Origin of the sequence: Actinomadura keratinilytica, assembly GCF_039539665.1 — a bacterium.
GTDB lineage: Bacteria > Actinomycetota > Actinomycetes > Streptosporangiales > Streptosporangiaceae > Spirillospora > Spirillospora keratinilytica.
In genome coordinates, this window is the sequence record NZ_BAABDO010000160.1 from 1 (window position 1) to 12057 (window position 12057).

Annotated in this window: 12 protein-coding genes and 1 pseudogene; all 13 read right to left on the bottom strand. The window is 74.5% G+C overall.

Annotated elements, in window-relative coordinates; translation table 11 throughout:
- Positions 1 to 236 precede the first annotated feature (236 nt).
- The gene (locus ABD879_RS29895) at positions 237 to 440 is read right to left on the bottom strand and encodes a hypothetical protein (protein WP_345025068.1); all 204 of its coding nucleotides are present in this window, start codon (positions 438 to 440) and stop codon (positions 237 to 239) included.
- 49 nt (positions 441 to 489) lie between these two features.
- A complete protein-coding gene (gene der / locus ABD879_RS29900) occupies positions 490 to 1872 on the bottom strand; it encodes a ribosome biogenesis GTPase Der (RefSeq protein ID WP_345025069.1) in 1383 nt (460 codons plus the stop codon).
- 114 nt (positions 1873 to 1986) lie between these two features.
- Positions 1987 to 2649, bottom strand: a complete 663-nt coding sequence (cmk, locus tag ABD879_RS29905; protein WP_345025070.1) for a (d)CMP kinase — start codon at positions 2647 to 2649, stop codon at positions 1987 to 1989.
- A gap of 178 nt (positions 2650 to 2827) precedes the next feature.
- Entirely contained in the window at positions 2828 to 3940 is a 1113-nt protein-coding gene (locus tag ABD879_RS29910) for a prephenate dehydrogenase (RefSeq protein WP_345025071.1), read from the bottom strand.
- 72 nt (positions 3941 to 4012) lie between these two features.
- Positions 4013 to 4375: a chorismate mutase gene (gene aroH / locus ABD879_RS29915; RefSeq protein ID WP_345025072.1), complete on the bottom strand. Its 363-nt coding sequence runs from the start codon at positions 4373 to 4375 to the stop codon at positions 4013 to 4015.
- An 11-nt stretch (positions 4376 to 4386) separates the two neighbouring features.
- Positions 4387 to 5118 (bottom strand): pseudouridine synthase, encoded by a 732-nt coding sequence (locus tag ABD879_RS29920; protein WP_345025073.1) that lies wholly within the window; start codon positions 5116 to 5118, stop codon positions 4387 to 4389.
- A complete protein-coding gene (gene scpB, locus ABD879_RS29925) occupies positions 5115 to 5783 on the bottom strand; it encodes an SMC-Scp complex subunit ScpB (protein WP_345025074.1) in 669 nt (222 codons plus the stop codon). The genes ABD879_RS29920 and scpB overlap by 4 nt, the downstream gene beginning before the upstream one ends.
- Positions 5776 to 6627 (bottom strand): segregation and condensation protein A, encoded by an 852-nt coding sequence (locus ABD879_RS29930; protein WP_378272301.1) that lies wholly within the window; start codon positions 6625 to 6627, stop codon positions 5776 to 5778. The genes scpB and ABD879_RS29930 overlap by 8 nt, the downstream gene beginning before the upstream one ends.
- A gap of 95 nt (positions 6628 to 6722) precedes the next feature.
- On the bottom strand, positions 6723 to 7601 hold the full coding sequence (locus ABD879_RS29935; RefSeq protein WP_345025079.1) for a ParA family protein: 879 nt from the start codon (positions 7599 to 7601) through the stop codon (positions 6723 to 6725).
- Between the two features lie 181 nt (positions 7602 to 7782).
- Complete coding sequence (xerD, locus tag ABD879_RS29940; protein ID WP_345025076.1) at positions 7783 to 8691, bottom strand: site-specific tyrosine recombinase XerD; 909 nt, start codon at positions 8689 to 8691, stop codon at positions 7783 to 7785.
- Positions 8692 to 9049: 358 nt separating this feature from the next.
- On the bottom strand, positions 9050 to 9706 hold the full coding sequence (locus ABD879_RS29945) for an NUDIX domain-containing protein (protein ID WP_345025077.1): 657 nt from the start codon (positions 9704 to 9706) through the stop codon (positions 9050 to 9052).
- On the bottom strand, positions 9703 to 11385 hold the full coding sequence (pyrG, locus tag ABD879_RS29950) for a CTP synthase (RefSeq protein WP_345025078.1): 1683 nt from the start codon (positions 11383 to 11385) through the stop codon (positions 9703 to 9705). Before pyrG ends, ABD879_RS29945 begins: the two co-directional genes overlap by 4 nt.
- A 297-nt stretch (positions 11386 to 11682) precedes the next feature.
- A pseudogene (locus ABD879_RS29955) lies at positions 11683 to 12057 on the bottom strand (chromosome segregation ATPase); the annotation flags it as partial.

Sequence of the window (12057 nt, forward strand, 5' to 3'; positions counted from 1 at the left end):
CGGGGCAGCAGGCCCCCAGGCCCGGCGCATCCGGGCCCGGCGCACCCGGGCCGGAAGGCGCGGGCCCGGCACCCGCCGGACGGCACGACGAGCGGGTCGCCGGCGAACGCCGCGACCGGCCCCATCCCTGACCCGGCGGCCGCGCCGCGCGCCGGGCACGAGCAACCGCTCCGTGCGGGACATCCGCGCTCCCCGCACGGAGCGGCGCCACGCCCATCGCACGCCCGGTCGCGCCGTCAGCGGTCGCGGGTGCGCATGTTGCGGACGGTCTTGGTGGGCTCGTAGGCGCGCTTCTCGTCGTCCACCGGGACGTCGTCGCGGTCGGTGAACATCGCCGCGAAGGCGACCAGCAGGCCGACGGCGCCGATCCACGGCTCGCGCCAGGCGAAGCCGAGCGCCAGGCAGCCCGCCGCGCACCCGAGCAGCAGCAGGAACCTCACCCGCAAAAGAGAACATGTTCTCGTTGCCGCGTCAACGAGAACGCCTCCCTCACTTGCGCCTGCCGCGCTTCTCCCGGATGCGCATCGTGATGTCGATGGGCGTGCCGGCGAAGCCGAACTCCTCGCGCAGGCGCCGTTCGATGAACCGGCGGTAGCCCTCCTCCAGGAAGCCGGTGGTGAACAGCACGAACTTGGGCGGCCGCACGCCCGCCTGGGTGGCGAACAGCACCCGGGGCTGCTTGCCGCCCCGGATCGGGTGCGGGTGCGCGGCCACCAGGTCGGCGAAGAACTGGTTGAGCTTGGACGTGGGCACGCGGGTGCCCCAGCCCTCCAGCGCCGTGTCCAGGGCGGGCACCAGCCTGTCCACGTGCCGCCCGGTGCGGGCGGAGATGTTGACGCGCGGCGCCCACCGGGCGTTGTGCAGCTGCCGGTCGATCTCGCGTTCGAGGTAGTGGCGGCGCTCCTCGTCCAGCAGGTCCCACTTGTTGTAGGCGATCACCAGCGCCCGGCCGGACTCGATCACCATCGACACGATCCGCAGGTCCTGCTCGGCCAGCGGCTCGGACGCGTCGATCAGCACCACCGCCACCTCGGCCCGCTCCAGCGCCGACTGGGTGCGCAGCGTGGCGTAGAAGTCGGCGCCCTGGTTCTCCCGGTAGCGCCGCCGGATGCCCGCGGTGTCGATGAACCGCCACTCGCGGCCGCCCAGCTCGATCAGCTCGTCCACCGGGTCGCGGGTGGTGCCGGCGACCGAGTCGACCACGGCGCGCTTCTCCCCCGCCAGCTGGTTGAGCAGGCTGGACTTGCCGACGTTGGGCCGGCCCAGCAGCGCCACCCGACGCGGCCCCCCGGCCGCGGCGAACGTCTCCGGCGGCGGCTCGGCGGGCAGCGCGTCCAGCACCGCGTCCAGCAGGTCGCCGCTGCCGCGGCCGTGCAGGGCGCTGACCGGGTGCGGCTCGCCGATGCCCAGCGACCACAGCATGGCCGCGTCGGCCTCGGTGGCCGCGTCGTCCACCTTGTTGGCGACCAGCACCACCGGCTTGCCGGACCGGCGCAGGATGTCCACCACGGCCTCGTCGACGTCGGTGGCGCCCACGGTCGCGTCCACCACGAACATCACCACGTCGGCCAGGTCGACCGCCAGCCGGGCCTGCTCGGCGATCGCGGCGGCCAGGCCGGAGGCGTCCGGCAGCCAGCCGCCGGTGTCGACGACGGTGAAGCGGCGGCCGCTCCAGTTGGCCTCGTAGGCGACGCGGTCGCGGGTCACGCCCGGCACGTCCTCCACGACCGCCTCCCGGCGGCCCAGGATCCGGTTGACCAGGGTCGACTTGCCCACGTTGGGACGCCCCACCACGGCCACGACCGGGGGCGGCGCCGCCTCCCGGTCCGCGGCCTGCGGGCCGTCCACCGTCTCGATCTCGTATTCGCTCACTGTCTTCCGCTCGCCTCCGAGGCGCCGCGCGCGGCGCCGGCCGCCCTCCTCGTCCGTCCGCTCGCCCGTCCGCTCGGCCGCCCGTACCCGGCCGGGCGGGCCCGCCCGGCCCGGTTAGGACGCCTCCTTCGCCAGCCGCACGACCGTCTCGATCACCTCGTCCAGGGTCAGGTCGGTCGAGTCGATCTCGTGCGCGTCCGGGGCCTTGGTCAGCGGCGAGGCCGCCCGGGTGGAGTCCAGCCGGTCGCGGCGGGCCTGCTCGGCCAGCGTCACCGTCACCGTGGCGCCGGGGTCGGCGGCCAGGTCCTTGGCGCGGCGGGCCGCCCGGGCCTCCTCGCTGGCCGTCAGGAAGATCTTGACGGCGGCGTCGGGCGCCACCACGGTGCCGATGTCGCGTCCCTCCACGACGATGCCGCCCGCACCGATGATCTCGCGCTGCAGCGCCACCAGCCGCTCGCGCACCCGCGGCACCGCGCTGACCGCGCTGACCGCGTTGGTCACCTCGCGGGTGCGGATCGGGCCGGACACGTCCGTGCCGTCCACCGCGATGGTGGGCGCGTCGGGGTCGGTGCCGGACTCGATCACCGGCTCCCCGGCGCGGGCCGCGACCGCCTCGGCGTCCTCGACCGGCACGCCCGCCCGCAGCATCCACCAGGTCATGGCGCGGTACATGGCGCCGGTGTCGAGGTAGCGCAGCCCGAGCGCGCGGGCCACGCCCTTGGAGGCGCTGGACTTGCCCGACCCCGAGGGGCCGTCCATGGCGATGACGAGCGGCACGATCGCTCCCTTTCCGTGATGCGGCGGCTTGCCCGCGGGTTCCCGCGGCGGGCGCGCGGACGGCCCCGGGGGTGCCGGGGGCCGTGTTCCCCCGTCGCGTCAGCGTACCCGTGTGCGCGGCCCCGTCGGGCCCGCTGCGGGCCGCCGCAGGGGCCGTCCCGGGGCACGTCTCGAAGCGTTATGCCAGGCCGGGGACCGACCAGCCGCGCGAACGCAGTTCCTCGGCCAGCTTCTGGGCGGCCTCGGGCTTGACCGAGATCTCCAGCACGCCCAGCGGGCGGCCCGGGGAGTGCTCGATCGACACGTCCTCGATGTTGACCCCGGCCACGCCCGCCGCCTGGAAGATCATGGCCAGCTCGCCGGGGCGGTCGGGGATGACCACCTGCACCGTGGCGTACGCCGACGGGGCGCCGCCGTGCTTGCCGGGGATGCGCGAGCGGCCGGCGTTGCCGCGCAGCAGCAGGTCGGCGACGTGGGTGGCGGCCTCCTCGCTGCCGTCGCGCAGCAGCGAGGCCGCCACGGCCAGGTCGGTGGCCACGGCCTCCAGCACGTCGGCGACGGGCGCGGCGTTGCCGGTCAGGATGCCGATCCACAGCCGCGGGTCGCCGGCGGCGATGCGGGTGACGTCCCGCAGGCCCTGCCCGGCCAGGCCGAGCGTGGTGTCGTCAACGCCGGTCAGCCGGGCGGCGACCGCGGCCGACACCACGTGCGGGGCGTGCGAGACCAGCGCGACGGCGCGGTCGTGCTCCTCGGCGTCGACGGTGATCGGCTCGGCGCCGCACGCCCGGGCCAGCGCGGCCACCGCCTCGACGGCCTCCGGCGCCGCCTCGGCCGGCGGGCACAGCGCCCAGGAGCGGCCGAGGAACAGGTCGGCGCGGGCCGCCGCCGGGCCGGAGCGCTCGCGCCCGGCCATCGGATGGCTCGGCACGTACGCGCCCAGGTCGCAGCCCAGGTCGCGCGCCTGCCGCAGCGGCAGCGCCTTGACGCTGGCCACGTCGGTGTAGACCTCGGCCAGCCCGCGCTTCTGCGCGTCCGCCAGGGTGACGGCCACGGCGGCGGGCGGGACGGCCAGCACCGCCAGGTCGGCGGGCCCCGCGCCGGGATCGGCGGGGCCGTCGCCGTCCGGCAGGGCCGTGCCCGCGCCCAGCTCGACGGCCATCGCCAGCGCGGCGGCGTCGCGGTCGGCCAGCTGCACCTCGGCGCCGCGTTCGCGCATGGCCAGGGCGATCGAGGTGCCGATCAGCCCGGCCCCGATCACCACGATGCGCCGTGGAAAGCCCTCTTCAGCCACGCGACAAGGGTAGCGGCCCCGGGTGCCCGGCCGTGCCGCGCCGCGGAACCGCGCGCCCCGCCCGCGCCCGCCTCACTGCGCGATGTCGAGCCGCAGCGCGGCCGCGCCGCGCAGGTACACGTGCTGGATCTCCGAGCGGGGACGGTCGGTCTCCACGTGCGCCATCAGCCGGATCACCCGGGGCAGCGCGTGCGGCACGCCGATCTCGCTGGCGCACAGCAGCGGGACCTCGTGGAAGCCCAGCTTGCGCGCCGCCAGCGCCGGGAACTCGCCGGTCAGGTCGGGCGTCGCGGTGAAGATCACACTGATGACGTCGTCGGTCGCCAGCGCGTTGCGCGTCATCACCTCGGTCACCAGCTCGGTGGTGGCCGCCAGGATCTGGTCCCGGTCGTCGGCGTCCACCTGCGTCGCCCCGCGGATCGCGCGTACCGCCACGTTCACACCTCCTACAGGCCCACGGCCTTGTACAGCTCGCCGATCTCCCGGACCGTCAGCGCCCGGACGGTGCCGGGACGCAGCTGGCCGAGCTTGATCGGCCCGAACTCGACGCGGGCCAGCTGCTGCACGGGGAACCCGACGTGCTTGAGCATCCGCCGCACGATGTGCTTGCGGCCCTCGTGCAGGGTGATCTCCACCAGCACCCGCTTGCCCACCTGGTCGAACACCCGGAACCGGTCGGCCTTGGCGGGCCCGTCGTCCAGCGTGACGCCGGCCTTGAGCCGCCGCCCCAGGTCCCGCGGGATGGGCCCGTGGATCTCGGCCAGGTAGGTCTTCTGCACGCCGTAGCTGGGGTGCATGAGGCGGTGCGCCAGCTCCCCGTCGTTGGTGAGCAGGATCAGCCCCTCGGTGTCGGTGTCCAGTCGGCCGACATGGAACAGCCGCTCGGGCACGTCCACGAAGTCGGCCAGCGATTTGCGGCCCCGCTCGTCGGACATGGTGCTGACCACGCCGCGCGGCTTGTTGACGGCGTAGTAGCGCATCTCGGAGCGGGTCTCCACGCGGCGGCCGTCGACGTGGATGACGTCGCGTTCGGGGTCCACGCGCTCACCGAACCGGAACACCTTCCGGCCGTTGACGCTGACCCGGCCCTCGCCGATCAGCTCCTCGCAGTGGCGGCGGCTGCCGATTCCGGCGTCGGCGAGCACCTTCTGCAACCGTACGCCCTGGTTGTCGGTCACTTTTCCTCAACTGTGTCGTCTGGCAGGTCTTCGGGGAGGTAGGGGGCGAGGTCGGGCAGCTCGTCCAGGCCGCGCAACCCCAGCCGCTCCAGGAAGTACCCCGTGGTCCGGTACAGGTGCGCGTGCGTCTCGGGGTCCTGGCCCGCCTCCTCGATCAGCCCCCGCAGCAGCAGCGTGCGGATCACGCCGTCGCTGTTGACGCCGCGGATCGCCGAGACCCGGGCCCGGCTCACCGGCTGGCGGTAGGCCACCACCGCCAGGGTCTCCAGCGCCGCCTGGGTGAGGCGGGCCTGCTGACCGTCGGTGACGAACCGCTCGACCACCGGGGCGCACACGTCCCGAGTGTAGAAACGCCAGCCCCCTGCCGCCTCCCGTAGGTCGAACCCGCGGCCCTGGGCGGTGTATTCCGCCGACAGCTCCCGCAGCGTGGCGGCGATCTCCTGGCGGGGGCGCTCCAGCAGCTGCGCGAGCGTGACCTCGCTCACCGGCTCGTCCACCACCAGCAGGATCGCCTCGATCGAGGCGCGCAGCCCCGGCCCCTCGTCCGGCGCGGACGGGGCGGGGGCCGCGTCCGCGGGCGGCGCTTGCCCGGGCGGCGGGGCGGGTGCGTCGGCAACGCCCTCGGGTGCGTCCTCGGGGGCGTCCTCGCGGGGTGGTTCAGTCATCGGTCTTGTCTTTCTCCGGCTCCCGGGAGCCTTCGTAGTCGTCGCCGACGACGACGTCGCCGTCGTCGGTCCCGGTCCAGGTGACGTGCAGCTCGCCCAGCGGCTCGGCCTGCTCGAACGCGACCGCCTTCTCGCGGTACAGCTCCAGCAGCGCCAGGAACCGCGCCACGACCTCGAAGGTGCCCGCGCAGTCCTCGGTGAGCACGCGGAAGGTGGTGGCGCGCAGCTCGCGCAGCCGCTCCACCACGATCGCGGCCTGCTCGCGGACGCTGGCCTTGGGCTGGTACATGTGCTCGACCGAGACGGTCGGGGGCGCCTTGGGGGTGAGCGCCTTGGCGGCCAGGCGGGCGAACTCGGCGGGCCCGAGCCCGAGCAGCACCTCCGGCAGCAGGTTGGCGAAGCGGGGCTCCATCGGCACCGTGCGCGGGTAGCGCCGCCCCTGCTCGGCCATCCGGCCCGCCAGCCACCGGGCGGCCTCCTTGAACGCCCGGTACTGCAGCAGCCGCGCGAACAGCATGTCGCGGGCCTCCAGCAGGGCCAGGTCCTCCTCGTCGTCGACCTCGCCGGTCGGCAGCAGCCGGGCCGCCTTGAGGTCCAGCAGGGTGGCGGCGACCAGCAGGAAGTGGCTGGCCTGGTCCAGGTCCCAGTCCTTGCCGTGCGAGCGGATGTGGGCGATGAAGTCGTCGGTGACCTTGGCCAGCGACACCTCGGTGATGTCCAGCTTGTGCTTGGAGATCAGGCCGAGCAGCAGGTCGAACGGGCCCTCGAAGTTGTCCAGGTGAACGCGGAAGCCACGGCCCTCCTCGGCCTGCGGCTCCTGCGACGTCCGGTCCACCTCGCTCACGGTAGCGGAGTCGGGACGCCGCCGCGTCCACCGGCCGCGGCGGACGTCCGGGCGGGCGGGCGCACGTCCTCACTCCCGGGAGCGAGGACGGGGCGTCACCGGGCGGCGGCCTCGGCCGCGGCCCAGCGCTGCAGGACCTCGCGGGCCAGGCTGCGGTAGGCGTTGGCGCCCATCGAGGTCGGGTCGAAGTAGGTGATCGGCTCGCCCGCGACGGTGGCGTCGGGGAACCGCACGGTGCGGTTGATGACGGTGTGGAACACCTTGTCGCCGAACGCCTCGACGATGCGGCCGAGCACCTCGCGGGTGTGCAGGGTGCGCGAGTCGTACATGGTGCCGAGCACCCCGTCGATCTGCAGCTCGGGGTTGATGCGCGACTGGACCTTGTCGATGGTCTCCATCAGCAGCGCCACGCCGCGCATCGCGAAGTACTCGCACTCCAGCGGGATCAGCACGCCCTGGCTGGCGGCCAGCGCGTTCACGGTGAGCAGGCCGAGCGACGGCTGGCAGTCGATGAGGATGTAGTCGTAGTGCGACACCGCCGACTTCAGCGCGCCCGCCAGGATGTACTCGCGCCCCACCTCGTGCACCAGCTGGACCTCGGCGCCGGACAGGTCGATGTTGCTGGGCAGCAGGTCCATGCCGTCGACACCGGTGTCGATGACGACGTCCTCCCACTCGGTGTCGTGCTCGAGCAGGAGGTTGTAGATCGTCATGTCGAGCTGGCGCGGGTCGCCCTTGCCCAGCCCGACCGACAGCGCGCCCTGCGGGTCGAAGTCCACCAGCAGCACGCGGCGCCCGTACTCGGCCAGCGCGGCGCCGAGGTTGATGGTGGTGGTGGTCTTGCCGACCCCGCCCTTCTGGTTGCAGATCGACACCACGCGGGCCGGTCCGTGCTCGTCCAGCGGCTCGGGCTCGGGGAAGTTGGGCACCGGCCGCTGCGTCGGTCCGAGGGCAAGAGTCGGATCGGTCTCAATGGTGGCGGAGGACAGGACGCCCTCCGCAGCCTCAGTGCTGGTCACCAGATCCCTCCCCGGGCGGCCCGGTAAATGCCATCCAGGTCCGGGACTCTAGGGGTTGACACGGCGCCTCTCAAGCCGACGCGCGCCAATGGGCGTGTTTTGTCTGGCCCCGATACGTCCTGTTCATCCGCCGGGCTCATCCGCGGGCGCGGGGGTGCGACGTGGCGTACACCTCGCGCAGCATCTGCACGGTGACGAGGGTGTAGACCTGCGTGGTGGTCACCGACGCGTGGCCCAGCAGCTCCTGCACGACCCGCACGTCGGCGCCCCCGTCCAGCAGGTGCGTGGCGAACGAGTGCCGCAGCGTGTGCGGGGACACGTTCTTCAGGTCGGCGCGTTCGGCGGCGGCGCGCAGCACCATCCAGGCGCCCTGCCGCGACAGCCGCCCGCCGCGCGCGTTCAGGAACAGCGCGGGGCCGCCGCGCCCCGCCGCGCTCAGCTCGGGCCGGGCCCGCACCAGGTACGCCTCGACGGCGCGGCGCGCGTAGTCGCCGATCGGCACCACGCGGGTCTTGCCGCCCTTGCCGCGCACGCGGGCGATCCCCTCGTCCAGGTCCAGGTCGTCGACGTCCAGGCCGACGGCCTCGGAGATGCGCACACCCGACCCGTACAGCAGCTCCAGCAGCGCCCGGTCGCGCAGCCCGCGCGCGGTGGCGTCGCCGCCGGGGCCCGCCGCCGCGGCCAGCAGCCGTTCGACGTCGTCGATGGAGATGGCCTTGGGCAGCCGCCGCGGCGGCGTGGGCGGGCGGACGTCGCGGGCCGGGTCCACGCCGGCCAGCCCCTCGCGCAGCGCGAAGCGGTGCAGCCCGCGCACGGCCACCACCGCGCGGGCCGCCGACCCGGCCGACAGCGGCGGGTGGTCGGCGTCGCCCTCGCGCAGCCCGACCAGGAACGCCCGCACGTCGTCCTCGCCGACCTGGTCGATGGCGGTGCGGCCGCGGGCGGTCAGCACCGCCAGGTAGCGGCGCAGGTCGCGGCGGTAGGAGCTGAGGGTGTTGGCGGCCAGGCCCCGTTCCACGGCCAGGTGCCCCAGGTAGGTGCGCACGGCCGAGCGCAGCGCGGACGCGCCGCCGTCCGGGCTGCCCGCGCCGCCGCCGGGACCACCGCCCGGACCGAGGGCGCCGTCGAGGTCGTCGGCGGCCCCCTGTCCGGCGGCCCGCTCGGCGGGCCGCCCGGCAGGGCGCGGCGGGCCGCGCCGCGCGCCGTCCTGTCCGGCTCCAGGGGGCGCGGCGTTCCGGCCGGGCGTGCTCGGTGACAGTGCGGACCTCTTCCGGGCGGGGTGACCGACAGGGACCTGCCCATCATGCCGCCTCCGGCGGCGCCGCGAGACCCGATCGACACGCCGCCGGCCGCATGTCGCGGCCGCCCCTGGCCGCGCGGCGGCCGGCCCTCGGGGCGGCCGGTCAGTCCTCGGGGGCGTCCACGGGGCGCAGGTCGCGGAAGCCGCGCGCCCGCGCCGCCTGCACGGCCAGCACGCCCAGCGAGGCGATCATGTTGTGGATCTCCCCGGCCAGCACCTTGCGGACCGCCTCGTCCAGCGGCACCCACACCACCGGCATGTCGGCCTCCTCGTGCACCCGCTCGAAGCCGATCTCCTCGGCGGGCACCTCGGTGAGGTCGCGGGCCAGGAAGATGCGGATCCGCTCGTCGGACATGCCCGGGGACGGCAGCACGTCGGCCAGGGTGTCCCAGCGGCCGGCGCGGTACCCGGCCTCCTCCAGCAGCTCGCGCTCGGCCAGCTCGTGCAGCGGCTCGCCGGGCACGTCGCGCAGCCCGGCGGGCGCCTCCCACAGCAGCCGGCCCACCGGGTGCCGGTACTGGCGCAGCAGCAGCACCCGGTCGGCGTCGTCGAGCGCGATGACGCCGACCGAGCCGGGGTGCTCGACGACGTCCCGCTGGGCGATCTCCATGCGGTCGCCGTTGGGCATGCGGACGCGGTCGCGGCGCACCCGGATCACATGCCCGCGGTACTCCTCGTCGCTGCCGACGACCTCCCACCGCTCGGGCCGGTCGCGCACGTCGTCGGGGCCGAGCCGGGCGGCGCCGGGGCCGCCGGTCACGGGGCGGTCACCGCGTCGGCGCGGCCCCGCGCGGCGGCGTAGTCCAGCGCCGCGGAGATCAGGCCGGAGAACAGCGGGTGCGGCCGGGTCGGGCGGGACCGGAACTCCGGGTGGGCCTGCGTGCCGACGAAGAACGGGTGCGCCTCGCGCGGCAGCTCCACGTACTCCACCAGGCGGCCGTCCGGCGACAGCCCGGAGAAGACCAGCCCGGCCTGCTCCAGCCGCTCGCGGTAGGCGTTGTTGACCTCGTAGCGGTGCCGGTGCCGCTCGGACGCCTTGGCCTCGCCGTACAGCTCGCGCACGATCGAGCCCTCGGCCAGGTCGGCCGGGTACAGGCCGAGGCGCATGGTGCCGCCCATGTCGCGCTCGCCGGCGACCACGTCGACCTGGTCGGCCATGGTCGCCACCACCGGGTGCGGGGTGGCCGGGTCGAACTCGGCGCTGCCCGCGTCGGCCAGCCCGGCCAGCGACCGGGCCGCCTCGATCACCATGCACTGCAGGCCCAGGCAGATGCCCAGCAGCGGGATGCGGTTCTCCCGGGCGTGCCGCACCGCGCCGATCTTGCCCTCGATGCCGCGCACGCCGAACCCGCCGGGGATCAGCACGCCGTCGACGCCGTCCAGCTCGCGGCGGGCGCCCTCGGGGGTCTCGCAGTCGTCGCTCTTGACCCAGCGGATGTTGACGCGCGCGTCGTTGCCGAACCCGCCGTGCCGCAGCGCCTCGGTCACCGACAGGTACGCGTCGGGCAGGTCGATGTACTTGCCGACCAGCGCGATGGTGACCTCGCGGGCGGGCCGGTGCACCCGGCGCAGCAGCTCGTCCCAGGCGCCCCAGTCGACGTCGCGGAACGGCAGCCCCAGGCGGCGCACCACGTAGGCGTCCAGGCCCTCGGCGTGCAGGACCTTGGGGATGTCGTAGATGCTGGCGGCGTCCACCGCCGACACCACGGCCTCGCGGTCGACGTCGCACATCAGGCTGATCTTGTTGCGCAGCCCGTCGGTGATCGGCCGGTCCGAGCGGCACACGATCGCGTCGGGCTGGATGCCGATGGAGCGCAGCGCCGACACCGAGTGCTGGGTCGGCTTGGTCTTCAGCTCCCCGGACGGGCCGATGTAGGGCAGCAGCGACACGTGCAGGAAGAAGCAGTTCTCCCGGCCGATCTCGTGCCGGATCTGCCGCACCGCCTCCAGGAACGGCAGCGACTCGATGTCGCCGACCGTGCCGCCGACCTCGGTGATGACGATGTCGACGTCGCCGTCGGCCATGCCGCGGATGCGGTCCTTGATCTCGTTGGTGATGTGCGGGATCACCTGCACGGTGTCGCCGAGGTACTCGCCGCGCCGCTCCTTGGCGATCACGTTGGAGTAGACCTGGCCGGTGGTGACGTTCGCCGAACCGTGCAGTTCGGTGTCGAGGAAGCGTTCGTAGTGCCCGATGTCCAGGTCGGTCTCGGCGCCGTCGTCGGTCACGAAGACCTCGCCGTGCTGGAACGGGTTCATGGTGCCGGGGTCGACGTTGAGGTACGGGTCCAGCTTCTGCATGGTGACCCGCAGGCCCCGCAGGGCCAGAAGCCGCCCCAGGCTCGACGCCGTCAGTCCCTTGCCGAGGCTGGAGGCGACACCGCCGGTGACGAACAGATGCTTGGTAGGACGTGATCTACCAGTGGCTGCCGATGGCAAGAAGGCGCTCCCGTGGTCGCTGCTGAGGCGGCGTTCATCGCGTGTTCATCGCAAGGTGTCCACCGCACTGTCCACGGGCCACCAGGATATCAGCCGTGCGTGCCACCGCCGTCCAGGACGCGTGCCCGGACCGGCCTGCGGACCGCGGTCGAAAGGAAAGGCCCCCGCCCGTGGCCGATCACGGCCTCGGGACGGGGGCACCGCCGTCGATCCGGCGACCCGAGCGCCCGCCGGACCCGGCCGCGGCGGCCGCGCGCCCGGTCCGCCAGCCCGCGGACCTGGCGCGCGGCGCGGCGGTCAGATCCGCGGGGCCGCGGTCGGCATGATCGTGCGCAGCTGCCGGGTGAGCTCGTCGATCAGCGAGCGGGCCTGGTCGGCGGCGTTGCGGGCGCTGTCGCGCTCCTGCGACAGCTCGGCGATGGCCGCGCGCTGCTCGGTGACCGCCTGCGCGAGCTGGTCCACCCACTGCTCGCGCTCGCCGAGCTTCTCGGCGACCGCGTCGCGCTCGGCGGCGATCTGCCGCATGCCCGCCAGGGCCTTGTCGCGCTCGCGTTCGGCGGTCTCGGCCCGGCCGCGCGCCAGCGTCAGCTCCGACTCGGCCTGCGCCTGCGCCTGCAGCGCGGCGTCGCGCGCCCGGTCGGCCGCCTCCCGCGCCCGCTCGGCCGCCTCGCG

Coding starts and splice junctions, on each gene's coding strand:
- scpB (WP_345025074.1), bottom strand. CDS start 5,783: ATGACTGAACCACCCCGCGAGGACGCCCCCGAGGACGCACCCGAGGGC.